The organism is Saccharopolyspora sp. NPDC002686, from assembly GCF_040295745.1.
Lineage (GTDB): Bacteria > Actinomycetota > Actinomycetes > Mycobacteriales > Pseudonocardiaceae > Saccharopolyspora > Saccharopolyspora oryzae.
In genome coordinates this window covers 1-25630 of sequence record NZ_JBEOVY010000012.1, presented here as the reverse complement: position 1 = coordinate 25630, position 25630 = coordinate 1, and the positions used below count along the sequence as shown (strand labels likewise).

25 protein-coding genes are annotated in these 25630 nt (G+C 70.0%); 11 read left to right on the top strand and 14 right to left on the bottom strand.

Features of this window, described 5'->3' with window-relative positions:
- The first annotated feature begins 4 nt into the window (after positions 1-4).
- The 7 genes from rnpA to ABTZ89_RS03175 all read left to right on the top strand — a co-directional run bounded on the left by rnpA (position 5) and on the right by ABTZ89_RS03175 (position 5356).
- Entirely contained in the window at positions 5-448 is a 444-nt protein-coding gene (gene rnpA / locus ABTZ89_RS03205) for a ribonuclease P protein component (protein WP_351039489.1), read from the top strand.
- Complete coding sequence (gene yidD / locus ABTZ89_RS03200; RefSeq protein ID WP_270951496.1) at positions 448-777, top strand: membrane protein insertion efficiency factor YidD; 330 nt, start codon at positions 448-450, stop codon at positions 775-777. Before rnpA ends, yidD begins: the two co-directional genes overlap by 1 nt.
- Before the next feature lie 5 nt (positions 778-782).
- Positions 783-1727 (top strand): membrane protein insertase YidC, encoded by a 945-nt coding sequence (gene yidC / locus ABTZ89_RS03195; RefSeq protein ID WP_270951495.1) that lies wholly within the window; start codon positions 783-785, stop codon positions 1725-1727.
- A gap of 32 nt (positions 1728-1759) precedes the next feature.
- Positions 1760-2293: a Jag family protein gene (locus tag ABTZ89_RS03190; protein WP_270951494.1), complete on the top strand. Its 534-nt coding sequence runs from the start codon at positions 1760-1762 to the stop codon at positions 2291-2293.
- Between the two features lie 440 nt (positions 2294-2733).
- Positions 2734-3357 (top strand): 16S rRNA (guanine(527)-N(7))-methyltransferase RsmG, encoded by a 624-nt coding sequence (gene rsmG, locus ABTZ89_RS03185; protein WP_351039519.1) that lies wholly within the window; start codon positions 2734-2736, stop codon positions 3355-3357.
- A 101-nt stretch (positions 3358-3458) separates the two neighbouring features.
- Positions 3459-4355: a ParA family protein gene (locus ABTZ89_RS03180; RefSeq protein WP_270951493.1), complete on the top strand. Its 897-nt coding sequence runs from the start codon at positions 3459-3461 to the stop codon at positions 4353-4355.
- Positions 4352-5356 (top strand): ParB/RepB/Spo0J family partition protein, encoded by a 1005-nt coding sequence (locus tag ABTZ89_RS03175; RefSeq protein WP_270951492.1) that lies wholly within the window; start codon positions 4352-4354, stop codon positions 5354-5356. The genes ABTZ89_RS03180 and ABTZ89_RS03175 overlap by 4 nt, the downstream gene beginning before the upstream one ends.
- A 110-nt stretch (positions 5357-5466) precedes the next feature.
- Here ABTZ89_RS03175 and ABTZ89_RS03170 read toward each other — a convergent pair whose 3' ends face one another.
- Both ABTZ89_RS03170 and ABTZ89_RS03165 read right to left on the bottom strand, forming a co-directional pair.
- Positions 5467-6417, bottom strand: a complete 951-nt coding sequence (locus ABTZ89_RS03170; protein WP_270951491.1) for a D-alanine--D-alanine ligase family protein — start codon at positions 6415-6417, stop codon at positions 5467-5469.
- An 82-nt stretch (positions 6418-6499) separates the two neighbouring features.
- Positions 6500-7825 (bottom strand): aminotransferase-like domain-containing protein, encoded by a 1326-nt coding sequence (locus tag ABTZ89_RS03165; protein ID WP_270951490.1) that lies wholly within the window; start codon positions 7823-7825, stop codon positions 6500-6502.
- Between the two features lie 260 nt (positions 7826-8085).
- On the opposite strand from ABTZ89_RS03165, the gene ABTZ89_RS03160 reads away from it, so the two are divergent.
- Entirely contained in the window at positions 8086-8712 is a 627-nt protein-coding gene (locus ABTZ89_RS03160) for a GNAT family N-acetyltransferase (RefSeq protein WP_270951489.1), read from the top strand.
- 132 nt (positions 8713-8844) lie between these two features.
- Here ABTZ89_RS03160 and ABTZ89_RS03155 read toward each other — a convergent pair whose 3' ends face one another.
- The 9 genes from ABTZ89_RS03155 to ABTZ89_RS03115 all read right to left on the bottom strand — a co-directional run bounded on the left by ABTZ89_RS03155 (position 8845) and on the right by ABTZ89_RS03115 (position 19698).
- Positions 8845-9993 carry an N-acetylmuramoyl-L-alanine amidase gene (locus tag ABTZ89_RS03155; RefSeq protein WP_270951488.1) on the bottom strand — a complete coding sequence of 383 codons (1149 nt, stop codon included), beginning with the start codon at positions 9991-9993 and terminating at the stop codon, positions 8845-8847.
- A gap of 289 nt (positions 9994-10282) precedes the next feature.
- Positions 10283-10609 carry a thioredoxin gene (gene trxA / locus ABTZ89_RS03150; protein WP_270951487.1) on the bottom strand — a complete coding sequence of 109 codons (327 nt, stop codon included), beginning with the start codon at positions 10607-10609 and terminating at the stop codon, positions 10283-10285.
- Between the two features lie 30 nt (positions 10610-10639).
- Positions 10640-11626 carry a thioredoxin-disulfide reductase gene (trxB, locus tag ABTZ89_RS03145; protein ID WP_351039479.1) on the bottom strand — a complete coding sequence of 329 codons (987 nt, stop codon included), beginning with the start codon at positions 11624-11626 and terminating at the stop codon, positions 10640-10642.
- 182 nt (positions 11627-11808) lie between these two features.
- Positions 11809-12600, bottom strand: coding sequence for an RsmA family anti-sigma factor (locus tag ABTZ89_RS03140; protein ID WP_351039476.1), 792 nt, complete (start codon positions 12598-12600; stop codon positions 11809-11811).
- The gene (gene sigM, locus ABTZ89_RS03135) at positions 12597-13205 is read right to left on the bottom strand and encodes an RNA polymerase sigma factor SigM (RefSeq protein ID WP_270951484.1); all 609 of its coding nucleotides are present in this window, start codon (positions 13203-13205) and stop codon (positions 12597-12599) included. Before sigM ends, ABTZ89_RS03140 begins: the two co-directional genes overlap by 4 nt.
- Positions 13206-13268: 63 nt before the next feature.
- A complete protein-coding gene (locus ABTZ89_RS03130) occupies positions 13269-14843 on the bottom strand; it encodes a protein kinase family protein (protein ID WP_270951483.1) in 1575 nt (524 codons plus the stop codon).
- A 99-nt stretch (positions 14844-14942) separates the two neighbouring features.
- Entirely contained in the window at positions 14943-16805 is a 1863-nt protein-coding gene (murJ, locus tag ABTZ89_RS03125) for a murein biosynthesis integral membrane protein MurJ (RefSeq protein ID WP_351039471.1), read from the bottom strand.
- Positions 16806-16906: 101 nt separating this feature from the next.
- Positions 16907-19144, bottom strand: a complete 2238-nt coding sequence (locus ABTZ89_RS03120; protein ID WP_270951481.1) for a DUF6049 family protein — start codon at positions 19142-19144, stop codon at positions 16907-16909.
- Positions 19141-19698, bottom strand: coding sequence for an NUDIX hydrolase (locus ABTZ89_RS03115; protein WP_270951480.1), 558 nt, complete (start codon positions 19696-19698; stop codon positions 19141-19143). Before ABTZ89_RS03115 ends, ABTZ89_RS03120 begins: the two co-directional genes overlap by 4 nt.
- Positions 19699-19964: 266 nt before the next feature.
- Between ABTZ89_RS03115 and ABTZ89_RS03110 the strand changes: the two genes are divergently transcribed.
- Together ABTZ89_RS03110 and ABTZ89_RS03105 are read left to right on the top strand one after the other, a co-directional pair.
- Positions 19965-21455, top strand: a complete 1491-nt coding sequence (locus ABTZ89_RS03110; RefSeq protein ID WP_270951479.1) for a CCA tRNA nucleotidyltransferase — start codon at positions 19965-19967, stop codon at positions 21453-21455.
- 139 nt (positions 21456-21594) lie between these two features.
- Complete coding sequence (locus ABTZ89_RS03105; RefSeq protein ID WP_270951478.1) at positions 21595-22167, top strand: YqgE/AlgH family protein; 573 nt, start codon at positions 21595-21597, stop codon at positions 22165-22167.
- A gap of 101 nt (positions 22168-22268) precedes the next feature.
- Here the strand turns inward: ABTZ89_RS03105 and ABTZ89_RS03100 are convergent, their stop codons facing one another.
- Together ABTZ89_RS03100 and ABTZ89_RS03095 are read right to left on the bottom strand one after the other, a co-directional pair.
- Positions 22269-23234, bottom strand: a complete 966-nt coding sequence (locus ABTZ89_RS03100) for a magnesium and cobalt transport protein CorA (protein WP_351039466.1) — start codon at positions 23232-23234, stop codon at positions 22269-22271.
- Positions 23235-23292: 58 nt separating this feature from the next.
- Complete coding sequence (locus ABTZ89_RS03095) at positions 23293-23706, bottom strand: SdpI family protein (protein ID WP_270951476.1); 414 nt, start codon at positions 23704-23706, stop codon at positions 23293-23295.
- A 221-nt stretch (positions 23707-23927) separates the two neighbouring features.
- Here ABTZ89_RS03095 and ABTZ89_RS03090 point away from each other — a divergent pair, with 221 nt between their 5' ends.
- On the top strand, positions 23928-24995 hold the full coding sequence (locus ABTZ89_RS03090) for an esterase-like activity of phytase family protein (protein WP_351039462.1): 1068 nt from the start codon (positions 23928-23930) through the stop codon (positions 24993-24995).
- Between the two features lies 1 nt (position 24996).
- On the opposite strand, the gene ABTZ89_RS03085 is transcribed toward ABTZ89_RS03090, so the two are convergent.
- A partial coding sequence (locus tag ABTZ89_RS03085) for a restriction endonuclease subunit S (RefSeq protein WP_351039459.1) occupies positions 24997-25630 on the bottom strand: 634 nt, incomplete at its 5' end.

Below are 25630 nucleotides of genomic sequence, written 5' to 3'. Positions count from 1 at the left end.
GGCCGTGCTTCCCGCGGCAGCCCGGCTGACCAGGAGCCAGGAGTTCCGCCTGGTGGTCCGTCGTGGACGCCGATCCGGGCGGTCCCGGCTCGTGGTCCACGCATTGCGTCCGGACCAGTCGCTGGAGTCCGCTCGGCACCGCGGCGAGGCCTTACCGGAAGCCGAGGCGAATACGGCACCCACCCGGAATTCGACAGGATCGACCCGGGTGGGTTTTGTCGTGAGCAAGGCCGTGGGCACGGCGGTGATCCGACACCGGGTCTCGCGCCGGCTGCGGCACCTGATGCGTGACCGCCTGGCGGCGCTGCCCGCTGGCACACTGGTGGTGGTCCGAGCCCTACCAGCGGCGGCCGATGCGTCCAGCCGCGAACTCGGCGCGGACTTGGACGCGGCGATGCGCAAGCTCCGCGTCCTCGCCCCCGATGGTCCGGCGACAGGTTCCAGGTGATGGCTCAGGACCAGCAGCACGACGAACGGCTCCGCGCGCCCGCACGGCGCCCGAGCCCGTTCGCCTGGGTGCTGCTCGGTCCGGTGCACGTCTACCGCAAGGTGATCTCACCGCTGCTGCCGCCGATGTGCCGCTTCTACCCGAGCTGCAGCGCCTACGCGGTCGAGGCGTTGACCACGCACGGCCTGCTCCGCGGTGGTTGGCTCACCCTGCGCAGGCTTGTGCGCTGCGGTCCCTGGCACCCTGGAGGGATCGACCCGGTGCCGCCACCTCGTGAGCGCACCGCGCGAACCCCTGCCCGAGCACCCGAGAAACCTGCCGAGGAGTAGCCCGCGTGCTGGACTTCATCTACTACCCGGTGTCGGCCATCCTGTGGTTCTGGCACAAGGTTTTCGGTTTCGTGCTCGACCCGGCCAGCGGTTACGCCTGGGCGCTGTCGGTCATCTTCCTCGTCTTCACGCTGCGCGCGCTGCTGTTCAAGCCGTTCGTGCACCAGGTGCGGTCGATGAAGAAGATGCAGGAGTTCGCGCCGCAGATCCGCGAGCTGCAGGCCAAGCACGGCGATGACCGGCAGAAGCTCGCGGCGGAGATGCAGAAGCTCCAGGCCGAGCAGGGTTTCAACCCGCTCAGCGGCTGCCTGCCGGTCCTGGTCCAGGTGCCGGTGTTCATCGGTCTGTTCCACGTGCTCAACGGCTTCAAGCCGGGGGCGCCGTCGAACTTCATCTTCGACGCCAAGGACGTGGAGTCCTTCGTGGCCGCGGACTTCTTCGGCGCGAAGCTGTCCAACACGATCAGCCAGGCCCCGGACGTTCTCGCGGCCTTCGGCACCGACCGCGTCGAGATGATGCTGGTGGGCGTGCCGCTGATGATCGCGGCCGCGATCGCCACCCACTTCACCGCGCGCCACAACGTGCAGCGGCAGACCGCTGACGCGGCGGCCCAGCCGCAGGCGGCCATGATGAACCGGATGACGCTGTGGATCTTCCCGATGTTCGCCATCATCGGTGGTCCGTTCCTGCCGCTGGCGATCCTGATCTACTGGCTGGCCAACAACTTCTGGACGCTGGCCCAGCAGCGCGTGGTGTACAGCCGGATCGACCGCGAGGAGGCAGCGCAGGCAGGCGCGCCCGCGGTCGTCGAGTCCACGGTCGTGGACGGCAGTCCCTCGGTGGACGCCGACAGCCGCAACGAGGACACGACGAAGGACCAACCCGGTGAGATCCCCGGGGTGATCGAAGACCGTTCTCGCGACACGGACAAGCCGGGCGAGACCCGGTGAGTCTGGCGCGAACCCTGGAGAGGAGACACCCAGTGTCCGAAACCGTGCAGGAGTCGAGCCCGGCAACGTCCGAAACCGCCGGCGACGAAGCTCCGTCCAACACCGAAGCCCTGCTGGTGCAGGAGGGCGACATCGCGGGTGACTACCTGGAGCGGCTGCTCGACCTGCTGGACTACGACGGGGACATCGACCTCGACGTGGAGGCCGGCCGCGCGATCGTGAGCATCGACGGCGGCGAAGACCTGGAGAAGCTCGTCGGCGGCCGCGGCCAGGTGCTGGAGGCGCTGCAGGAGCTGACCCGCCTCGCGGTGCAGCAGGAGACTGGCGTGCGCAGCCGCCTCATGCTGGACGTCGCGGGCTGGCGCGCCGGTCGCCGCCAGGAGCTGACCGACCTCGGTCGCTCCACCGCCGAGGAAGTCCTGTCGAGCGGCAAGGAAGCTCGCATGCGTCCGATGACGCCGTTCGAGCGGAAGATCATCCACGACGCGGTCGCGGCGATCGACGGCGTCCACAGCGAGAGCGAGGGCGAGGAGCCCAACCGCAAGGTGGTCGTCTTCAAGAGCTGACCGCTCCCCTCCCGCGACCCAATGCCCCCGTCCCGCCGGACGGGGGCATTGTTGTTTTTCGGGGCCGGATGGTGTTCGGTTGCCTTCTCCGGTCGTGTTTCACGTGAAACGGCTCCGGAGACAAAACGTCACCGTGACATAAATCGTCGGTGTGGATGGATGCGGAAATCTGGTTGGATTTGAAGCTCTCTCCCCTGCCTGCCGGAGCGGGGCTCGTAGCGGCATCACGCGGGCCGTCGCTGTCGGCGCCCCGGAGTCACCGATCGGCATCCCCGGACGCGCCGGAAGGGGTTGTTGGTGATTGCGGAGTGCTATCCGGCAGGCTTGGTCGGAGATTCCTTGGTTCCACGTGAAACATCGGGGTGAATGCTTTGACCGAGCCTGCGGCGGCGCGGGTCGTGTTCGGTGATCGGCTGGACTTGGCCGAGCGGTTCCACGAGATGCTCCAGGAGCACGGGATCCGCCGCGGACTCATCGGTCCGCGCGAATTGGACCGGCTTTGGGAAAGACATCTGTTGAACTCTGCGGTTGTTGCGGAGTTGCTCCCCCCGGATTGCCGGGTGTTGGACGTAGGCTCTGGGGCAGGGTTGCCGGGCATCCCGCTGGCGATCGCCCGCCCGGATCTCAACCTGACCCTGTTGGAGCCGATGGCTCGACGGGTGGCGTGGTTGCAGGAAGTCATCACCGAGTTGGAGCTCAACGTCGAGGTGGTGCGCGGACGTGCCGAGGAGGGTCCGGTGCGCGAACGACTGGCCGATCAGGACGTCGTGACCGCGCGTGCCGTCGCTCCGATGGAACGGCTCGCGAAGTGGTGCCTCCCCCTGCTGCGGCAGGGCGGCCGGCTGCTCGCCATGAAGGGCGAGAGCGCGGCCGAGGAGCTGGAGCGGGATGCCGCGGCGATCGCCGCGGTCGGTGGCGGTCGCGGCGAAGTGGTGTCGTGCGGTGTCGGTGCGCTCGAGGTGCCGACGACCGTCGTCGTGGTGGAGCGGGTCGCGGCGACCCGAAAAGCGTCCGGTCGGCGTCGTGACGATGCACGTCGAACGAGAAAGGATCGTGGACGGTGAATCCGGAGTCAAACGGAGCGGGTCGTGTTTCACGTGAAACGAAGGGCCGTGCAGTGGGCGGCATGCGGTTCCCCGCCGCGACAACGGGTGGCGATCCCGCGATGAGCTTCGGGAAGGACGACATCGGCTGGACCCCGATCATGGAGGAAGCCCAGCGGGCGACCCGGGTGCTGCACCCGGAGACGCTGGACCTCCCCCGGCCCAGCCACCGGCGTGTCATCACCGTCGCCAACCAGAAGGGCGGCGTCGGCAAGACGACCAGCACGGTGAACCTCGCGGCCGGTCTCGCGCTGCACGGTCTCAAGGTGCTCGTGGTCGACCTCGACCCGCAGGGCAACGCCAGCACCGCGCTCGGCGTCGACCACCGCTCCGGCAGCCCGTCGGTCTACGAGGTGCTGCTGGGCGAGATCAGCCTGTCCGACGCGGCTGCGCAGAGCAACCAGTCGCCGAACCTCTGGTGCGTGCCGGCGACCATCGACCTGGCCGGTTCGGAGATCGAGCTGGTGACGATGGTGGCGCGGGAAGGCCGGCTGAAGGAGGCGCTGAACTCCGAGGCGGTCAACGAGCTCGGGTTCGACTACATCTTCATCGACTGCCCGCCGTCGCTGGGCCTGCTCACGGTGAACGCGATGGTGGCCGCGCACGAGGTGCTGATCCCGATCCAGTGCGAGTACTACGCGCTGGAGGGCCTCGGGCAGCTGCTCAACAACATCGAGCTGGTGCAGGCGCACCTGAACCCCGCGCTGTGGGTCTCGACGATCCTGCTGACCATGTACGACGGCCGCACCAAGCTGGCCGACCAGGTCGCGGCCGAGGTGCGCGACCACTTCGGGGAGCTGGCCCTGCGCACGGTGATCCCGCGCAGCGTGAAGATCTCCGAGGCGCCGGGCTTCGGCCAGACGGTGCTGACCTACGACCCGGGCTCGCGCGGCTCGATGAGCTACCTGGACGCGGCCCGGGAAATCGCGGAACGGGGCGTCGAGAGGACGACGGAATGAGCGAGCGTCGAGGTGGTCTGGGACGCGGCATCGCCGCGCTGATCCCCAGCGGTCCCCCAGCGGGACCGGCGGGGACGGACGGCGCCGCGCTGCGCGGCACCAGGGTGCGCGGTGGTTCGGCATTCACGCCGCCGGAGCCGCCCGCTCCCGAGGTTTCACGTGAAACCAGCGGTGGTGAGGTCGCCGGCGCGGTCTACCGCGAGATCGCCATCTCCTCGATCACGCCGAACCCGAAGCAGCCGCGGCAGGTGTTCGACGAGGAGGCGCTGCACGAGCTGCAGCACTCCATCCGCGAGTTCGGCCTGATGCAGCCGATCGTCGTGCGGGAGCTGGAGACCGACCAGTTCGAGCTCATCATGGGCGAGCGCCGGTGGCGCGCTTCGCAGCTGGCCGGGCTGGAGTTCATCCCGGCGATCGTCCGCAAGACGCAGGACGACGCGATGCTGCGGGACGCCCTGCTGGAGAACATCCACCGGGTGCAGCTCAACCCGCTCGAAGAGGCGGCGGCCTACCAGCAGCTGCTGGACGAGTTCGGCGTGACGCACGACGAGCTGGCGGACCGGATCGGCCGCAGCCGTCCGGTCATCACCAACACCATCCGGCTGCTGAAGCTGCCGCTCGAGGTGCAGCGGCGGGTGGCCGTCGGCGTGCTCTCGGCCGGGCACGCCCGCGCCTTGCTGAGCCTGGACGACGTCGGGCAGCAGGAGGAGCTGGCGAAGCGGATCGTCGCGGAAGGGCTCTCGGTCCGGGCGACCGAGGAGCAGGTGACGCTCCTCAAGCGGGAGGCTCCGAAGAAGAAGACCGAGGCGAAGAAGCCGATCCAGTCCCCCGGCTTCGACCGGCTCGCCAACCGGTTGGCCGACCACTTCGACACGCGGGTCAAGGTCGAGCGCGGACGCCGGAAGGGGCGGATCGTCGTGGAGTTCGGCTCCGTGGACGACCTCGAGCGGGTCGCGGAGTTGATCTTGGGTGAACAGGCCCGCGGACTCAAAGAGGAATGACACCGGGGTCTTTTGTCACGGTGACGATCACATTCCGTGACTGAAGAGCGCGACAAGAAGGGCCGGTCTCCTGCGGGAGACCGGCCCTTTGTTTCACGTGAAACAGCGACTCATCGAGCTCGCGCGATCGCCCGCTCGACGAGTCCGGCGAAGACCTCCCCCAACGACCGGCCGGCGGCCTCGACCGCCATCGGCAGCAGCGAGGTCTCGGTCAGGCCGGGCGACACGTTGACTTCCAGGAAGTGCGGCGTGCCGTCGCGGTCGATGATCGCGTCGGTCCGGGAGACGTCGCGGAGGCCGAGCAGCCGGTGCGCGGCGATCGCGAGCTCGCCCGCGGCCGCCGCCGCTTCCGGCGAGATCTCGGCGGGCGCGTGGTAGCTCGTGAGACCGGCGGTGTAGCGAGCGGTGTAGTCGTAGACGCCGTCGGCCGGCTCGATCTGAACCGCGGGCAGCGCCTCCGGTCCGTCCGGCCCGTCGATGACGGTGATCGCCACCTCGGTCCCCTCGACGAACCGCTCGACGAGCACGGTGTCGCCGTAGGACAGCGCGCCCACCATCGCCGACGGCAGCTCGGCGGCGTCGCGCACCACCTGCGCGCCCAGCGCCGAACCGCCCTGGTCCGGCTTGAGCATCAGCGGCAGGCCCAGCTTGGCCACGAGAGCGTCCAGGACGGCCTGAGCGCCCAGCTCGCGGAAGGTGGAGTGCGGCAGCGACACCCAGTCCGGAGTGGCCAGACCAGCGCGGGCGAGCTCCGCCTTGGCGGTCGGCTTGTCCCACGCCCGGCGGCACGCGTGCGGGCCGGTGCCCACGTACGGGACGTCGAGCATCTCCAGCACGGCCTGCACCGCACCGTTCTCGCCTTCACCGCCGTGCAGCGCGACCACGACGGCGTCCGGCCGCTCCTGCTCGATGCGGGACAGCAGTCGGGCGTCGGCGTCCCACTCCGCCACGGTCAGGCCGACCGAGCGCAGCGCCGCCGACAGCCGGCGCCCGGAGCGCAACGAAACCTCGCGCTCGTGCGAAAGCCCACCTGCGAGCACGGCGACCCAGCGATCAGACACTCAACACACCCCTGGAAAGTAGTAGTCCACTGTGCACGGCGGAAATCCCGTGCACAGTGGACTGTACGGAAAACGGGAAGTACTAGGCGGTATCGGGCGACGGCGCTTGCGGACCCGGCACGCTGCGCTGCGGCACCGAACCGAAGGTGCGGACCAGCTCCATCTCCTCGGTCAGCGTGTTGGCCAAGCGGCGCACGCCCTCCCGGATGCGCTCCGGCGTCGGGTAGCAGAACGACAGCCGCATCTGGCGGCTGCCGAACCCACCGCGGTAGAAGCCGGTGCCGGAGACGTAAGCGACCCGCTGGGTCACCGCCCGCGGCAGCATCGCCTTGGTGTCCACGCCCTCCGGCACGGTCAGCCAGACGAAGAAGCCGCCGTCCGGACGCGTCCACGTGCACCCCGGCGGCATGTACTGCTCCAGGGCGCTGAGCATCGCATCGCGGCGCTCCCGGTACTGCTCCTGGAAGATCTTGATCTGGCCCTGCCAGTCGTGCGTGCTCAGGTAGCGCGACACGATCATCTGGTTCAGCGTGGGCGGGCACAGCGTCGCGGACTCGGCGGTCAGCACCAGCTTCTCGCGGATCGCGTGCGGCGCGAGGACCCAGCCGACGCGCAGACCGGAGGCGAAGGTCTTGGAGAACGAGCCGAGGTAGACCACGTTGTCGGCGTCCATGCTGCGCAGCGCGGGCAGCGCCTTCCCGTCGAAGCCGAGCAGGCCGTACGGGTTGTCCTCCACCACGAGGATGCCGTGCTCGGCGCAGATCTCCAGGACCTCCGAGCGCCGCGGCACGGCCAGCGTGATGCCGCCCGGGTTGTGGAAGTTCGGGATCGTGTAGAGGAACTTGATCCGCTTGCCCTGCGCGGTCACGTCCGCGATCGCCTGGCGCAGCGCGGCCGGGTCGAGGCCGTCGTCGTCCATCGCCACGTGGACCACCTCGGCCTGGTAGGCCGCGAAGGAGCCCAGCGCGCCGACGTAGGACGGGCCCTCGGCGAGGATGACGTCACCCGGGTCGCAGAAGATCCGGGTGACCATGTCCAGGGCCATCTGGGAGCCCGCGGTGACCATCACGTCGTCCGGGTGCGCGGAGATGCCCTCCAGCGCCATCACGTCGCAGATCTGCTCGCGCAGCTCCGGCACGCCGTGGGCGGAGCCGTACTGCAGCGCCACCTGCCCGTCCTCGGCCACCAGCCGCGCCACCTCGGCGGCCAGCGAGTCCAGCGGGAGCGCCGCCAGGTTCGGCATGCCGCCGGCCAGCGAGACCACCTCGGGGCGGCTGGCGACGGCGAAGAGAGCTCGGATCTCGGAAGCGGTCATCCCTGCGGTCCGCTCGGCGTAGTGCGCCCGGTACGCGTCGAGGTTGCGTGCGGGCTTGTCCGGCGGGGTCGGCTGACTTCCGTGATCCGTCATATCGCGCTCCGATTTCGGTTGTGCGCACTGTTCGTCCTGGTCGGGCCAGAAACGATTCCGGCGATTCTATAGGTCCTATCGCTCCGACCCACCCCGGATGTAACCCAGACCTCTCACAAACTGACTCGTCGGTAACTCATCTCACCCCATCGAGTCGCTGTCCGTGCTCGGCGGAGCTTCCGGTGTCGGGGCGCGGGCGCTTATCCTGGCCACATTCCCGCCTGCGGTGCGGGTTCGTGCGGGTCTTTCCAGGAGGTCAGGTGTCGCGACGCGTCGTCGGCGTCACGCTGGACAACCTCGACCACCTGCCCAAGCGGTGTCGTCGGTGCGTCTTCTGGGAACTCGCGCCGCACATCCGGGAGCAGGCGGAGGAGTTCGGCGAGACCGAACTGGAGAAGGAGGCCTGGGTCTCCAGCGTGCTGCTGGAGTGGGGCTCCTGCGGACGGATCATCTACGTCGACGGCGTTCCGGCCGGTTATGCGATGTACGCCCCGCCGGCCGCGGTGCCGCGCGCTGCGGCGTTCCCCACCGCGCCGGTCAGCGCGGACGCCGTGCTGATGACCGCGCTGCGCGTGCTGCCGGAGTTCGAGCACAGCGGCCTCGGCCGGGTCCTGGTGCAGAACGTCGCGAAAGATCTGACCCGACGCGGGGTCAAGGCCGTCGAGGCCTTCGGCGACCTCCAGGGAGCCGCTGAGAGCTGCGTGATCCCCGCCGGGTTCCTGCAGCAGGTCGGGTTCAAGACGGTCCGCCAGCACCCCAAGTGGCCCCGGATGCGGCTGGAGCTGCGCACGGCGATCTCCTGGAAGGAAGACGTCGAAGCAGCCCTCGAGCGCCTCCTCAGCTCGGTCACCATCAAGACGGCGGAACCGGTGATCGGCGGAGCCTGACCCGTCGGCAGATCACCAAGTCGACAAATCCCCACCCGAAACTTCCGTCATGCGGAAATCGGCTCTCATCGGGTGCAAATTCAATGGAAATCAGATGTCCAATTTCCATTGAATTTGCGTCGAACCAGGGGGTCAGGCGCCTTCGGCTCGGGCGAGCTCGTGGCGGAGGAGGTCGTCGAAGGTGAAGGTGCCCGTCGGCTGGTCGTCCTTGCCGAGCAGGTAGAGGCGCTTCACCGCGACCAGCAGGCCCTCCGCGATCACGTCGCGGAACGCCGGGTCGAGCAGGCGGGAGCGGTCGCGGGCGTTGGTCAGGTAGCCCAGCTCCATCCGCACCGCAGGCATCCGGGTCAGCCGCAGCACCTCCCAGGTCTTGGCCTGGGTGTGGCAGTCCTGCAGGCCCGTGCGGGCGACGATCTCGCGCTGCAGGAAGCCCGCCAGGGCCTCCCCCACGGTCGACGTCGTGCCGTTGCCGGTGCCGAAGTGGAAGCTCGCCACGCCCTCGGCCAGCGGCGAGGGGTTGGCGTCGATGTGCAGGGACAGGAACATGTCCGCCCCGGCCTCGTTGGCGAACAGGGCGCGATCGGCGTCCGGCGGGCAGGCGTTGGGCCCGCGGGTGATCAGCGCTTCCATCCCGGTGGCCACCATCCGGCCCTCCAGCCGGCGGGCCAGGTCCCAGGTCAGGTCGGCCTCGCACACGTCGCCGATGCAGGCGCCGCGGTCGGCACCGCCGTGGCCCGGGTCGATCACGATGCGCTTGCCGCGCAGCCGCGGCCCGGCGCGCCGGACCTTCTCCTGCTCGCGCAGGTACACCGGCCGCCCGCCGCGGACCTTCGGCGCCAGCTGGCGCAGCGCGCGCAGCGTGCCCGGGCCGCAGATGCCGTCCGGGTTCAGGCCGTACTCGCGCTGGAAGCTGCGCAGCGCCTGCTCGGTCTCGCGGCCGAAGATGCCGTCCGGGCGGCCCGCGTCGAAGCCCAGCTCCAGCAGCCGCTCCTGCAGCGCGAACACGTCGTCGCCGCTGATCGGCTTGGACACCAGGAAGGCCAGCGACCGGTCGCCGAGCCGCCAGCGGGCCTCGGTGAGCGCGCGGTAGGTCGCCGGGCCCACGATGCCGTCGGTGATCAGGCCGCGTTGTTGCTGGAAGACCCGGACCGCCTGTTCCACCGCGTCGTCGAACAGCGCCGGATCCGTCCGGCCGTTGGCCGCCAGCAGACCCAGCGCTGCAAGGGTGTTCCTGATCTCGGCAACGGCCGGACCGACGTCACCGCGGTGGAGCAGCTGCATGCACTCCTCGCTCGATTCAGGCGCCGGTCGGACCGGCGCGGAGGATGGTCGGGTGCAACCCGATTTCGGCCTTCGCGTGGCGGGCCGTTCCAGACGAACCCGTCGAGTAATTGTGCCTTGTGTGCCCGGACTCGGCGCTGCGGCCCAGTGCCACCGGGCGGACGTGCGACAACGGTCCGTGGGTGCGCGATCTCTCCTGGTGCGCAAAAACACGATCCCGCCGTCCTGAACGTCATATCGACAGGACGGCGGGACCGCGTTATTCGGTTGCGTCAGATGGAGTCCGAATTCACAGGACGTCGGACAGGTCGGACAGCAGCGCGGCCTTCGGCTTGGCGCCGACGATCTGCTTGACCGGCTGGCCGTTCTGGAACAGGATCAGCGTCGGAACGGACATCACCTGGAAGTCGCGCGCCACGCTCGGGTTCTTGTCGATGTCGAGCTTGGCGACGGTCAGCTTGTCGCTGTTCTCGGAGGCGATCTCCTCGAGGACCGGGGCGACCATCTTGCACGGGCCGCACCAGGTGGCCCAGAAGTCCACCAGGACGGGCTTGTCGCTGTCCAGGACGGTGCTCTTGAAGCTGTCGGCGTCCACGGTCACGGTGTTGTCGGCCATGTCATCTCCCTCGGGGGTCGGTCTGCTGGGTCAGTGGGCCGAGCCGTAGCCGCCGCCGACGAGCTCGGTGGCGACCTCAGCGGTCGGCGTGTCGTGTTCGGCGAGCCAGCGCTCGGCGTCGATCGCCGCGGCGCAGCCCGACCCGGCGGCGGTGATGGCCTGCCGGTAGGTGTGGTCCACCAGGTCGCCCGCGGCGAACACGCCGGGCACGCCGGTGTGCGTGGTGGGCTGCTGGACCTGCACGTAGCCCTCGTCGTCGACGGTGACCTGGTCGCGCACCAGCTGGCTGCGCGGGTCGTGGCCGATGGCGACGAACATGCCGGTCACGTCCAGGTCGGAGGTCTCACCGGTGACGGTGTCGCGCAGCTTGAGGCCGCTGACGCTGCCGTCGCCGACGACCTCGGTGACCGCCTTGTTGGTCAGCCACTTGATCTTGTCGTTGGCGCGGGCGCGCTCCAGCATGATCCGCGAGGCGCGGAACTCGTCGCGGCGGTGGATGATCGTCACCGACCGCGCGAAGCGGGTCAGGAACGTGGCCTCCTCCATCGCGGAGTCGCCACCGCCGATCACGGCGATGTCCTGGTCGCGGAAGAAGAACCCGTCGCAGGTCGCGCAGGCGGAGACGCCGTGGCCCAGGAGCTTCTCCTCACCCGGGACGTTCAGGTAGCGAGCAGCGGCGCCCATGGCCAGGATGACGGCCTTCGCGCGGTACTCCACGCCGTTGGCCAGCACCGTCTTGATCTCGCCCTCGAGGTCGAGGCGCTCGACGTCCTCGGCGCGCAGCTCGGCGCCGAAGCGCTCGGCCTGGGAACGCATCTGCTCCATCAGGTCGGGACCCATGATCCCTTCCTTGAAGCCCGGGAAGTTCTCCACATCGGTGGTGGTCATCAGCGCACCACCGAACTGGGTTCCCTCGAAGACCAGTGGTTCGAGCTCCGCCCTCGCCGCGTACACCGCTGCGGTGTACCCGGCCGGGCCGGAGCCCACGATGATCACGTTGCGGACGTCGCCAGTCACCGCGCCCCTTCCGTCGTAGCGTTCCCGCCGCGCTCGGCGCGCGACCGTATCCGGCTCAACGCGATCCTATTCGGCTCTGTTCCCGATCACGGGACGCCGTGCCCCAGGGCACACGAGCACGGCGAAGAGGACCACGGTTCCAGCGGGAATCGTGGTCCTCGCGCACATGCCGATCTACGCGGTCAGCCGCCGAAGGTGCTGTCGGAGATCTTGGCCGGGTTGTCCGGACCGCAGTCCGGGGCGACCGCTAAAAGCCGGAACTTGCCCGTTTCGCCGCCTGGTAGGACCAGCAGCTGGGCGGGCTTGCCGTCGAGCGTGATCTCCCGCGCGCCGAGCGGTTTCCCGCTGCTCACGCCGTTCGCCTGCAAGCAGCCGAGCAGTTGCTGCGGGTCGTTCAGCGCGCCTTGGTACTGGCGGCTGGAGAACACCTCGGCGAACTGCTGGCCGTTGAGGTGGACCTGGTCGCCCTGCAGCGCCAGCGGCGGCTTCTCGCCGGGCGCGGAGGACGTCGGTGGTTGTGCTTGCGGCGTCCCGACCTCGGTGCTGCTCGGCATCGCCGCGAACACCACGGCAGCGGCTGCCGCAGCGACGCCGACGAGTCCGGCGCCGAGCGTGAAGCGCCGCCTGCGGCGCTGCTTGGCCGCCGCGAAGTCGATCACCTGAGCGCCCTGCTCGGCAGCCGGTGCAGCAGCGTGCTGCTGCTGTTCGGCCCACGCCCGGACCTCGTTCTCGAGCGCGGCATCGATGCGGGCCGACACGTCGTCCGGGATCGTCAGCGGCGGCAGCTCGGCGAGGTCCTCGCTGGTGGCGTCCAACGCCGCCAGGATCTCCCTGGCCTCCGGGTCGTCCTGGACCTGGCTGCGGAGCTCATCGGCGGTCTGCTCGTCCAGCACCCCGGCGTGGAGATCGGCTAGCAAGTCCAGGGACCACGGTGGACCCTGCGGCGCCCCCGTGCGCCGGTCTTCGCCACTCATCGTCCCTCCCGTCGACGCATGGCCATCGCGTCATCTGGGACGTTCGCATCTGCACTTGGGTTCCGCAGGTGTCCCAGAAGTTTGGCGAGCTTGCCCCGCCCCCTAGCGCACCGGCTCTTCACGGTGCCTTCGGCAATGCCCAGGATCGACGCGGTCTCGGACACCGAGTAGCCCTCGACGTCCACCAGCACGATCGCCGACCGCTGGTCCTCGGGGAGCTCGGCGAGGGCGTCCTGGACGGCCATCTTGGTGTCCTGCTCGGCGATGGCGTCGCGGGGCACCGCCGGTTCGGCGGGACCGGTCTCGGGCAGCGGCACGGTCGGGCGGGCCTGCCTGCGCCTGATGCGGTCCAGGCAGGCGTTCACCACGATCCGGTGCAACCAGGTGGTCACCTGGGATTCGGCTCGGAACGACGAGGCGTTTCGGAAGGCCGAGATCATCGCGTCCTGAAGGGCGTCGGCGGCGTCTTCGTGGTCGCGCATGGTGCGCAGCGCAACAGCCCACAGCCGATCCCGATGCCGGCGGAAGAGCTCGGAGAACGCGTGCGGATCTCCGCTGGTATGCGCCGCGATGAGTTCGGCGTCCGATCTCACGGGGACAGACACGGTTCAGCACTTTACTGATCGTGAGTTCGAACGTGGGCCGCAACCCGTGTTCCGGCTCACGGATCAGCCCGCGCTGCCGTTGGCCTTCACCTCGTTGATCTGGGCGACGAACTGACCGCCGTTGGATGGCAGCTGGGTGATCAGCACCAGGATCTCCGACGACGGGGAGTCCGGCTGGAGCTTGATCGTGGTCTCCCCCGCCTTCAGGTTCCCGGAACCGATCACCTTGGTGTCGTTCAGGTTCTGCGTGCCGTTGACCTGCCGGACCTCGACCTTGGCGCCCGCGCTCGGCGAGTCGATGACCAGGTCCTGCAGCACCGACGGGTGCGCCAGCGTGAGCACCGCGCCGGTGCCGTCGCTGATGCCGCCCGGGCCGAGCTGCTGCCGGTAGTTCGACGTCGCCCAGTAGGTGCCCGGGTCGCCGTCGAACAGGTACGGGATGCGGCTCGGGGTGTCCGGGGTGCCGTTGGTGTTGTACGGGACCGCGTTGGTGATCTGCACCGGGGTCGCCGGCGGCGGTGGCGGCGGCTGCTCGCTGCCCGGGTGGTTGCCGGACTCGCCGATGACCTCGCCGGTGCCGCTGTTGCGGTTGGACTCGGTGAAGATGCCGATCAGCGAGGTCGCGATCCAGGCGACCACCAGCAGGGTGGCCACCGCGAGCACGCCGACGCTGATCATCAGCTTCCTGCGCTTCTCCGCGTCCGGCTTGGGGTCCTCGCGCCGCCAGACCTCGTTGTTCTCGCTGCTGCTCGAACCGTTCTGCCCGGCGGTGCTGGGAGTTTCGAAGGTGGCGTGCTGCTCCAGGACGCGCAGCACCGCGGCACCGGTGCGGACACCGCCGGTGGTGCCGGTGGAATCCGGATTGCCCAGAGCGCGCACCGCCACAGTGGACAGCTCGAGCGGCACGGTCGGGCGCAGCGTGCGCGGCGCGACCATCGTGCCGTCCGGTCCGGTCGGGGCGACCGGCAGTCCTTCCGGCGCGCCGTCGAGCGCCCACCGGCCGGTGAGCAGCAGGTACAGCGCGGCACCGAGGCCGCGCACGTCGTCGCTGGAGGTGGCCTGGGCCATCGGGCCGGGGAAGGCCATCCGGATCTCGCCGTCCGGCGTCACCCGGATCCGCTGCGGGTGGTCGGCACCGAGCACCAGACCGGCGTGGTGCGCCGCTTCGACGGCGGCGGCCAGCGGCTGCAGCAGGCGGGCCGCGGTGCCGGGCGGCAGCGGGCCTTCGGCGACCAGGTCGAGCAGGTCGGTGCCGTGCGTCCACTCGGCGATCACGATGCCGAGGACGCCGTCCGGGTCGTTCGAGTTCTGCGTGACGACGTCGAGGACGCGGGCCACGCCCATGTGGTTGAACGTGCTGGCGTGCATCGCGCGTTCCAGGGTGCGCCGCGCGTTGGACGCCGCTTCGGCGTCCGAGCGGTCGCCGACCAGGATGGTCAGCGCGACGTCGCGACCCAGCACGCCGTCCTTGGCGCGCCACAGCTGCGCGTTGCAGCGGTTGTCGGTACCGACCTGGGAAAGGAGTCGGTACCGGCCGTGGTCCAGCACGCGACCCGGGGTCAGCTCCTGCTCGGCCGAACCCTCGTCGCCGGAATCGTCGCGGTCCGCAGCGATCTGCTCGGTGGGTTTGCTGGTCACCTTCCCTCTCCCGCTCCTCCCGGTCCGCAAGGGGGTGCGTACCACCCCTCTTCCCCGCACAGGAGGAGACTTCGACTCCGAGGGTACGTGACGCGAAAGTCAGCGACGACGCAGCAAACCGGTGAGCCGCCCGATGGCGGGCTGGAGTTCGGCCACTCGCAGCACCGACATCAGGCCGAAGATCGCCGCGAAACCGACCACTGTGCCCACCAGGAGCTGCAGCCATCCGGTGCCGGCGCCGGCTTCCCCGGGGATCAGCGCGTCCACGCCGACCACGCTGCCCCAGCAGAGCAGTCCACCCGCGACGGAGGCGGTCAGCGTCTTCGCCAGCGTCTTGAGGAATCGGCGGCTGCCCAGCGGGCCGAGCCGGTTCCGCAGCCAGATCTCGCCGACCAGCCAACCGACGATGAAGGTGAACGAGTTCACGAAGGTAAGCCCGAACACCACCTGGTCGGGGGCCAGGAACACCGGCAGTGCGAAGGCCATCAGCACCTTGGCGGCGGTCATCACGACCATGATCAGCGTCGGCGTTCGCGCGTCGCTCAGCGCGTTGAACGTGCGCATCTGCATCATCGTCAGCGCGTAGGGCAGGACGCCGAACGCGGAGACGGCCAGCGCGAGACCGAGCGTGTTGGCCTGACCGGACATGTCGGACTTCACCGCGAACAGCGCCAGCGACAGCGGCACGCCGAGCGCGGTCATCACCGCGCTGACCGGCAGAAGGGTCACAGTGGACAGTCGGTTGCCCAGCGAGAGGTCGTCGATGACCCGCTGGTGGTCGCCGTCCGCGGCGGCGGCGCTCATCCGCGGCAGGATCGCGGTCATGATCGAGAAACCGATCACGCCGTAGGGCAGCTGCAACAACATCCACACGTAGCTGTACGTCGACCAGGCGCCCTGGGCGTTCGCGGTGGCCACCCGGCTGAGTGCGACCAGACCGATCTGGCTGATCGCGACGTAGCCGAGCATCCACAGCGCGAGGCCGCCGAACTCGGAGAGCCGTCGGTCCCAGCCCCAGCGCCAGCGCATCCGGAACCCGGTGCGGCGCAGCGCGGGCAGCTGCACCAGCGCCTGGCAGACCACGCCGAGGGTGACGCCGACGCCCAGCACGAGCACCTGCGGGTCGGTCATCGAGACCGGGTTCAGCGAGATCTCGCCCGGCATCAGCGCGAGCGCGCCGATGGTGGCGATGACCACCAGGTTGTTCACCACCGGCGCCCAGGCCGGCGGGCTGAAGATCTGCTTGGCCTGCAGGATCGCGCCGACCAGGGCGCTGATCCCGTAGAAGAAGATCTGCGGCAGCAGCAGGTAGGCGAACGCGGTGACCAGGTCCCGGTTCGAAGCGTCGGAGTCGGAGACCAGCGCCACGGTCAGCAGCGGCGCGGCGATCATCGCCAGCAGCGTGCCGGCGGCCAGCACCACGGCCGCCAGCGTCATCAGCTGCTGCACGAACCGCTCGCCACCGTCGGAGTCGCCCTTGCGGGCGCGCACCAGGACCGGCACCACGACGCTGGTCAGCACGCCGCCGATGAGCAGCTCGAAGAGCATGTTCGGCAGCGTGTTGGCCACGTTGAACGAGTCGTTCTCGATGCCGAAGCCGATCACGCCGGCCAGCATCAGCTTCCACAGGAAGCCGGTGATCCGGCTGGTCAGGGTCGCGACGGCCATCGAACCGCTGGCCTTGAGCAGCGACGGCTTGCCCTTGCCCGGCGAGACCGGGCGGATCACCTGGGTCTGCTCGGTGGCCTGCTCCGCGGCCTGGTCCATGCCGGGTTCCGGCGGGATCGCCGCGATCGGCTGGGTCTCGGCGACGTGCCAGCCGCGGCGAGTGTTCTGCGGGGGCGCCATCGGCGGTGCGGGGCGCGGCTGGGCGGTGTCCGGTCGCCGGATCGGCACGGTGGGGTGCGCCCCGGGCTGCGGTGCGCGATCGCCCGGCCGCCCGGCATCCCTGTTTCGGTTCACTGCCTCAAATCCTTCGCCCGCGCGGAGTGGCCCCGCCCGTCCTGTCGACTTCTCGGCACGCCACCCCGAAAGTGTGACGGGATGGCGCACCGACCAGGATCTCAGCTCGGGTTTCGATCACCGTCGGTGGTGGCGATCTGCGCGGTCTCGGGCGTGTCCGGGGGTGCTTCCTCCGATCGGGACTCCGCGCCGGACCGCTCCGCCGCCTGGCGCTGCTGCCTGGCCCGGAACCGCTTGAAGATCCGCCGCCCGGACATGAGCACCAGCAGCGCGGCGGCGGCCCCGGTGATGATCAGGATCAGCGGTCCGTAGTTGCCCGAGCTGTACGGCAGCCGCTTCGTGCTGCCGAACTGGGTGCCGTCCTTGGTGGTCACCGTGACGTCGAGGGTGAACGTGCCGGCGCGCTGCGCCGTGGTCTGCAGCCAGAACACCCGCCGCCCGTTCGCCGGGATGGTGGCCACGTCGCCGAAGTCGTGCTGCACCTGGACGCCCGGCACCGGCGGGATGCGGAACACCACGCCGACAGTGACCGGCAGGTCGTTGACCACGGTCAGCGGGGTCGGGCTGTCCGGGGAGGCGCCGACCAGCCTGGTCTGGGACTCCTCGATGCGGACCTTGCCGAAGATCTCCCCGACGGTGCGCCCGGCCAGGTTCACCCAGTGCTCCGCGCCGTTCGCGTCGCCGCGCCACGCGCTGGACGCGCCGCGCAGCAGCCCGTTGGCCAGCGGCGTGGTGATCCGCCCCGGCTCGACGTCGATGGACGGATCGCGCTGGGAGGACCGGAACAGGTCGCCGACCTTGAAGTTCTGCGCGGCCAGCTGCTGCAGCACCGGCTGCGCCACCTCGGACGAACCGGACTCGACCGGGTAGTTGAGGTCGGCCTCGGGCAGCGTCGCCGGGTTCGGCTCGGGCAGCGCCTTGGGGTGGATCAGCCCGGCGTCGGCGAGGCCCTGCATGCCGTCGAGCAGGCTGCGGAGGTCGTCGCCGCGGACGTCCCAGCGACGCGGCGGCACCATCACCGAGGTCGCGTCGCCGACGGAGCCCTGCGTCGCCCGGAAGGCGAGCGCGCCGAGCGCGTTCTGCGTCGATTCCCACGGCGCGTTCGGCGGCGAGAGGGCGGTGGTCTTCTTCCCGGTGTCGTGCAGCGGGTCGAGCGCGCTGGTCAGCAGCGGGTCGACCGGGACAGCGGTCATGTCGCGGCCGCGGATGCGCACCGGGTCCAGCGAGCCGGCCGGGGTGTTCAGCGCCTGCGGTTCCAGCAGCGCGGTGCGGGGCAGGTTGCCGCTCGGCGGATCGGCCAGCGCGCCCTCGACGGGCCAGAGCACGCTGCGCGGTTCGACGCCCAGCGTGTTCTTGTCCTTGAGCAGATTGGCGCCGTCCATCGCCAGGTTGACCAGGTCCGGCAGGCCCGCGCGCCCCAGCGCCACCACGTCGGCGTCGGCGTAGGGCAGCGCGATCACGCAACGACCGGAGGTGGCCTCCTTCAGCTTGGTCAGCCACAGGTTCGCGGCGCCGGTGCCGATGCCGTCGGCGAGCGAGCCGTCCGGCTGGCGCACCTGGTAGGGCACCTGCATGGCGCGGACGGTGATCAGCAGGTCCGGGTCGATGGCGAAGCACAGCGAGCTGCCCAGCGGCGAACCCGACGGCGCGCTGTCGGTCACGGCCTGCACCAGGTCGTACAGCCGGCCGCCGGGGGCCAGCGAGGTGGACAGCGCGTCGTCGACCAGCACCGGGCGCATGCCGGGCAGCGCCTCCCGCTCGAGCCGCGGGTAGTCGACGACCGGCACCAGCATGCTGACGTCGGTGGGGTGCGGGGGCGGCGGCGCCGGCTTGCCCGGGGTGCTGAGCACCGGCAGCAGGAAGCGCGACTCGGCGATCCGCGCCCGGCCGCCCGATGCGGACACGCCGTTGACGTTGACCAGCAGCGGGTAGGTGCCGGGCTCGGTGAGCTGCAGCGAGTTCGGGCCGGTCAGCGGGATGCGCATCTCGACGTCGGCCTGCTGCCCCGGCGCCAGGCCGTCCGCGATCGGGCTGAAGGCCGGTTCGGTGACCGTCGGCGTGGCGCTGCGCATGGCGCGCTGCACGGCGGGCTCGGAGGTGGCGGCGTTGCCGCGCTGGACGCGGGCCTCGATGTCGTTGATCTGGCTGTCGCCGGTGTTGGTCAACCGGCCGGTGATGACGACCTCGCCGGGGCCGCCGTCCGAAACCACGGAGGGCGTGATCTTGGTCACGTCCAGTTGGACGGGGTTGTCGCCCTGAGCCGCGCCCTGCGGGGCCCAGACCGCCGGAAGCCCCGCTATCACCAGCACCGCGACCACCGCGGCCAGCAGATACCTCAACCCGGCTCCGTCCCGCTACCTCGCACCGGACGGGCCCTGAACCGATCGCTCGTCCCGTCCGCACCGTCGCCGCGCAAGCTCAGCGCGCGGCGCACCAGCCGACGCTCGTCGGCGTAGGCCAGCACCTCGTCCAGCTCACCAAGCGGCACCCACGCCACCTCGGTGACCTCCACGTCCTCGTCGGAAAGCTCACCGCCCACCGCATCCAGCAGGAAGTGGTGCACGGTCTTGTGTATGCGCCGGTTGCCCGCGACGAACCAGTAGTCGATGGTGCCGATCGGGGTCACGACGCGACCGATGATCCCGGTCTCCTCGGCGACCTCGCGCACCGCGGTCTGCTCCGGGGTCTCACCGGCCTCGATGTGCCCCTTCGGCAGCGACCACAGGAGTCGTCCCTTGCGGTCCAGCCTCCCGATGATCGCAGCGAGCCCCTCGGTGCCGTTCACCACCAGCCCACCGGCGGACGTCTCGTCGACGGTCCGCAGCCTGCGCCGTCGGCGCCGGTTCCGACGCCCCGGCTGAGCACCGCCGGAGCGGCCGGGCGACGGGGGCATGCAGCCGATGGTAGTGCGATCAGACTTCGGCAGTGGAGTAGGTCGCTCTGCCGATCCGCCCCCCAGCACCTGCTGCTCGTAGTCCGGCCCGGGGAGCGTTTTTGCCTGGCTGGGGGCCGTGAGTCTTTTGAGCTGCCATGGCGACTCAAAGGACTCACGGGTATTTACCAGGCAAAACGGGCTGCTGGGGCTGTGGTGTCGGTGGCTGGGGCGTTGGGTGCGGAGGGGTGATTGAGTGGGGGGTGCGGCCGATATCCTGGTAAATCGTGTCCTCTCCTTCGCACCACGACTCCACCTCGTCCGCCGAGCTGCAGGCGCGGGAACGCCAAGCGCAGCGCAATGCAGTGGTCGAGCTGGTGCGGGTCGCGCCCGTCGCGGAGGAGCTGGCCGAGCGCTTCGCCGCCGCCGGACACCGGCTGTTCCTGGTCGGCGGCAGCGTGCGGGACGCGCTGCTCGGGCGGCTGGGCACCGATCTGGACTTCACCACCGAGGCGCGGCCGGAGCAGGTCCGCGAACTGCTGAGCGGCTGGGCCGAGACGATCTGGGACACCGGGATCGAGTTCGGCACGCTCGGCGCCTTCCGGCACGGCACGACGGTGGAGATCACCACCTTCCGCGCCGACACCTACGACCGGGTGGGCCGCAACCCCGACGTCGCCTTCGGCGACACCATCGAGGGCGACCTGGTGCGCCGCGACTTCACCGTCAACGCGATGGCCATCGAGCTGCCCGGCCGGTCGTTCGTCGACCTGCACGACGGGATGGCCGACCTGGCCGCGCGGCGGCTGGACACCCCGGCCGCCCCGGAGGACTCCTTCGCCGACGACCCGCTGCGCATGCTGCGCGCCGCCCGGTTCGTCTCCCAGCTCGGGTTCACCGCCAGCGACCGGGTGGTCCAGGCGATGACCGACATGGCCACCGAGATCACCCGGATCACCCCGGAGCGGATCCAGGTCGAGCTGTCCAAGCTGCTGTGCGGCGAGCACCCGCGGCGCGGCGTCGAGCTGCTGGTGGACACCGGGCTGGCCGACCACGTGCTGCCCGAGGTGCCCGCGATGAAGCTGGAGATCGACGAGCACCACCAGCACAAGGACGTCTACCGGCACTCGCTGACCGTGCTGGACCAGGCGATCGACCTGGAGCGCGCGGAGGACCCGGACGGCGAGCCGGACCTGGTGCTGCGGTTGGCCGCGCTGCTGCACGACATCGGCAAGCCGGGCACCCGGCGCTTCGAGTCCGGCGGCGGCGTGAGCTTCCACCACCACGAGGTGGTCGGCGCGAAGATGACCCGCAAGCGGCTGCGCGCGCTGCGCTACCCCAAGGACGTGATCAACCAGGTCGCCGATCTGGTGTTCCTGCACCTGCGGTTCCACGGCTACAGCGACGGCCACTGGACCGACTCGGCGGTGCGCCGCTACGTCAACGACGCGGGCCCGCTGCTGTCCCGGCTGCACAAGCTGGTGCGCGCGGACTGCACGACCCGCAACAAGCGCAAGGCGGCGTCGCTGCAGCGCTCCTACGACGACCTGGAGGAGCGCATCGCCCGGATCGCGGCGGAGGAGGACCTGGCGAAGGTCCGGCCCGATCTGGACGGCAACGAGATCATGCGGCTGCTCGGCGTCGACCCCGGACCGGTGGTCGGCAAGGCTTGGAAGCACCTCAAGGAGCTGCGCCTCGACCGCGGACCGATGTCCCACGAGGAGGCCGTCGAGGAGCTCAAGATCTGGGCTCGTGAGCAGGGCATCGACGTTCCCTGAATCCTGGAATCGCAGGTCAGAGGGTTAGTAGTAATAGTGTGTGCTACTTCACGATGATATCCGCGATTTTTGAACAATCACCGTTATTGATCCCGCTGACCTCTGTCCGCGCCCGGGCAACCAGTGAGATCATGCGTTGGTGGGATCAGACGCGGACGTGGAACCGGGGACGCTGCTCGTCGCCGCTCCGCAGCTGGCGGACCGGAACTTCCGGCGAACCGTCGTGTACGTCATTCACCACCGCGCCGAGGGCACCCTGGGCGTCGTGCTGAACCGGCCGAGCGAGGTCACGGTGCACGAGGTGCTGCCGAAGTGGGGGCAGCACGCGACCGAGCCGCAGTCGCTGTTCGTCGGCGGACCCGTCGAGCAGCGCACCGCGATCTGCTTGGCGACCCTGCGCGCGGGCGAGGACACCGGGGCGATCACGGGCATGGTCGGCGTGCGCGGCCCGGTCGGTCTGGTCGACCTCGACGGCGATCCCGACGCCCTGGTGCCGAAGACGCGGGGCCTCCGGTTCTTCGCGGGCTACGCGGGCTGGGAGCCGGGGCAGCTGGCGGGCGAGATCGAGCGCGGCGACTGGATCGTGGTCCCGGCGCTTCCGGACGACGTCATTGCCGACCCCGGCGCTGAGCTGTGGGGCCGGGTGCTGCGCCGCCAGGGACCGCCGCTGGCCTTCCTCGCCACACATCCCGGAGACGTCCGCCTCAACTGACAACCCGCTGGTCAGCGCGTTGCGCGGGTGCCTTGTCCACCTGCTGTCCCCAAGTTATCCACAGTTGTCCACAGGGTTGTGCACAGCTTCCTGTGGACAACTCAGAGCCAGCGGTTGTGGCGGAGGGCCGCGTACAGGCCGGTGCAGGCCCCGATGATCACCAGGATCGCCAGCGGGTAGCCGAACGACCAGTGCAGTTCGGGCATGTTCTCGAAGTTCATCCCGTAGATCCCGCCCACGATGGTGGGCACCAGCGCGATGGCGGCCCAGGCCGAGATCTTGCGCATGTCCTCGTTCTGCCAGAGCCCGGCCCGGGAGAACTGGGCGTCCAGCACCGAGGTGAGCAGCTCGTCGCAGGAGCTCAGATCGCGGCCGACCCGCAGCAGGTGGTTGGCCACGTCGCGGAAGTGGTGCCGGAGCGGACCGGCCTCGCCGTTGTTCGGCTGGACCAGCCGGTGCGCCACCGGCAGCAGCGGCTCGACGGCGTCGCGGGCCTCCAGCACCTCCCGCTTCAGCGAGTACAGGTCCGGGGTCACGTCGTCCCGGCCGGGCGCGAAGACGCGCTGCTCCAGCTCGGTGAGATCGCCGCGGAGCTGGTCGGCGGCGGAGAGGTAGGCGTTGACGACCGTGTCGGTGACCAGGTAGGCCGCTGCGCGCGGGCCGCTGTCGAGCAGTTCCGGGAGGTCAGCGGCCCGGCGCCGCGCCTCGGCGGTCGGGTCCTCGGTGCCGTGCACGACGGTGATCAGCGCGTTCGGGGTCAGGAACAGGACCACGTCGCCGGTGCTGATCTGCGAGGTGGACTCGGTGTAGCTGAGGACCTTGAGGACCAGGTAGACGCAGTTCGGGTACTGCTCGATCCTGGCGCGCTGGTGGGGGTGCGCCGCGTTGTCCACGGCCAGCTGCGGGAGTTCCAGCACGCGGGCCGCGTCGTGCAGCAGGTCCAGCCGGGCCGGCGACAGCGCCAGCCACACGAAGCTGTCCTCCGGCACGCCCCGCAGGGAGTCGAGCACGTCGTCCTCGGCGATCTCCGAAGACCCGCCGGCGTGGAAGCGAGTACACCTCAGCATGCCGCCACGTTGCCACGTGCGGCCTCGGTCGGAGGGGGTATCGCGGGTCGTGTCCCGATCAGTCGCGCGGGAGCGAGCTGCAGCAGCCGCCGGCGCAGCCACCGCAACCACCGGCGGGCGCCGGGGCGGGCACCGCCTCGGCCGCGCGGTTGCCGACCACGCCGCCCGCGGTCATCAGCGCGAACGCCCCGACCAGACCGAACACCGAGATCATCACCACGGAGAACGTCGAGGCCAGCACCGGCAGCGACGCACCGGCCAGCACGGCCGCCGCGCCACCGGCCAGCATCGCGGGCGCGGCCGCGCGGTTGGCGACGTCGAAGGCCTCGTCGCTGCTCATGGCGGCGGGGGTGCGGACACCGACGTAGCGGTTGCGGGGCAGCTGCCCGCGCAGCCCCCGGAAGCCGAGCAGCAGCAGAGCCGCCCCGCCGAGGACCAAGATCGCGCAGAGGATCACCTGAACAGCGAGCACTGCACCAGCGTAGGAGAACACCCGACTTGACCTGCATCACGGTGCACTTACGCCCGCTCGCAGTACACCCGTCCGGGGCTCCGGTGAATCCGCAGTTTCAATTGAAACTGCGCACGCCAGGCACGGGGAATCGCAGTTTCAATTGAAACTGTGGTCCTGGTGGGAGCGAGGGGTCACCTGATCGACACCTGGTGGACACCCTGATCGGGTGTGCTTCGGGCATGGTGAGGACAACTGCGCTGAGCGGGGTGCTGGCCTCCGCGCTGCTGGTCGCGGCGGCGGCTCCGGCGGGAGCCGGGACCGACCGGGTCGAGCTGGTCGGCGAGACGACGTTGCCGCACGCGATGCAGTTCGAGGGGACCACGGTCGGCGGGTTGTCCGGGCTGGACTACGACCCCAGGACCGGGGAGTGGGTGCTGATCAGCGACGACCGCTCCGACAAGCAGCCGGCGCGGATCTACACCGGCCGCTTCGACGGGAGCGAGTTCCGGCTGACCGGCACGAAGCCGCTGCTGCGCCCGGACGGCACGACCTACCCGAAGGGCACCGTCGACCCGGAGGACGTGCGCTGGGACCCGTGGACCGGCGAGATCTGGTGGACCAGCGAGGGCGAGCGCGCCCAGCAGCTGATCGACCCGACGATCCGCCGCGCGAGCGCCGACGGCGCCTTCACCGGCGATCTGCCGATCCCGGACAACCTGCGGATGCGGCCGGAGACCGGGCCGAAGCAGAACGAGGTGCTGGAGGGCCTCACGCTGGCCGACGGCGGCACCCGGGTGGTCACCGCGATGGAAGGCCCGCTGGTCCAGGACGGCGAGTCGCCGACCACCGAGCACGGCGCCCTGTCCCGGATCAGCGTGCAGAGCCGCGGCGGTCACGTCCTCGGCCAGTACGCCTACCCGCTGGACCCGGTGTTCGCCGAGTCGCCGACCGGCGGTTTCAGCAACAACGGGGTCAGCGCGGTCCTGGCCGACCGAGGTGGCCAGTACCTGGTGATGGAGCGCTCCTTCGTCACCGGCGTCGGCAACTCGATCCGCATCTACCGCGTCGACCTGCGCGGCGCCACGGACGTCCGCGACGTCGACTCGCTGACCGGCGCGAACGTCCGCCCGCTCCGCAAGGAGCTGCTGGTCGACCTGTCCGACCTGGACCTGAGCACGATCGACAACGTCGAGGGCATGACCTGGGGCCCGCGCCTGCCGGACGGCCGCCGCACCCTGACCCTCGTCAGCGACGACAACTTCTCCCCCGCCCAGACCACCCAATTGATCACCCTCGCGATCCGCTGAACTAGTGGCGCAGCGGGAAGTCGCCGGCGCCGATGAGCTGACCGAGCTGGTGTTTAAGCCGCTCGGTGGCGTCGGCGACTTCATCCCGCAGAGCCAGCTGCTCGTCGAGACTGGACATGACCTCGACAATCGCCTCCTGTTGCTCCCGCGGCGGCAGCAAGATCGGCATCTCACGCATGGTCTTCGCGCTAAGACTCGGAATCGTGGTTCTTGCACAGTGCGCGTTCATCCAGTCCTGCGCTTGCTCAGTCGCGAGGTAGTGGAGCAAGTAGTGATTGCTTAGCTCTGGTTCGCTCGGCCGCAGTCGCAGGAACCCGGGACCGAACAGCGCTCCCTCGTGCTCGGTGGTCACGAGCGCGGCTCGGCCGATGGTTCCGGTGCGAGAGCACAGGACATCGTTGGTTTCGAGCAGGTAGCGAGCTAGCTTTTCGTGTGCGATCAGGTCCACGTGCTCGACCTTTTCCTGGACGAGCCGGTTCCGGCGCAGGTTGCGAGGGCTCAGCACAGGTATCCCGCGCTCGTCCGCAGGGATCTCGCGGAGCATGCCGCTCGGTCCGGCGAGCACGTCGCAGACCTCGCCGAGCGGAACGGTCCGCGAGGTCGGATGTTCGTTCGCCGATCCTGGGCCCGCCAGC

Coding starts and splice junctions, on each gene's coding strand:
- rsmG (WP_351039519.1), top strand. CDS start 2,734: ATGCTCCAGGAGCACGGGATCCGCCGCGGACTCATCGGTCCGCGCGAA.
- yidD (WP_270951496.1), top strand. CDS start 448: ATGGCTCAGGACCAGCAGCACGACGAACGGCTCCGCGCGCCCGCACGG.
- ABTZ89_RS03180 (WP_270951493.1), top strand. CDS start 3,459: ATGAGCTTCGGGAAGGACGACATCGGCTGGACCCCGATCATGGAGGAA.
- ABTZ89_RS03100 (WP_351039466.1), bottom strand. CDS start 23,234: ATGCTGAGGTGTACTCGCTTCCACGCCGGCGGGTCTTCGGAGATCGCC.
- ABTZ89_RS03175 (WP_270951492.1), top strand. CDS start 4,352: ATGAGCGAGCGTCGAGGTGGTCTGGGACGCGGCATCGCCGCGCTGATC.
- ABTZ89_RS03165 (WP_270951490.1), bottom strand. CDS start 7,825: ATGACGGATCACGGAAGTCAGCCGACCCCGCCGGACAAGCCCGCACGC.
- trxA (WP_270951487.1), bottom strand. CDS start 10,609: ATGGCCGACAACACCGTGACCGTGGACGCCGACAGCTTCAAGAGCACC.
- ABTZ89_RS03090 (WP_351039462.1), top strand. CDS start 23,928: ATGGTGAGGACAACTGCGCTGAGCGGGGTGCTGGCCTCCGCGCTGCTG.
- ABTZ89_RS03140 (WP_351039476.1), bottom strand. CDS start 12,600: ATGAGTGGCGAAGACCGGCGCACGGGGGCGCCGCAGGGTCCACCGTGG.
- ABTZ89_RS03155 (WP_270951488.1), bottom strand. CDS start 9,993: ATGCAGCTGCTCCACCGCGGTGACGTCGGTCCGGCCGTTGCCGAGATC.
- ABTZ89_RS03115 (WP_270951480.1), bottom strand. CDS start 19,698: ATGCCCCCGTCGCCCGGCCGCTCCGGCGGTGCTCAGCCGGGGCGTCGG.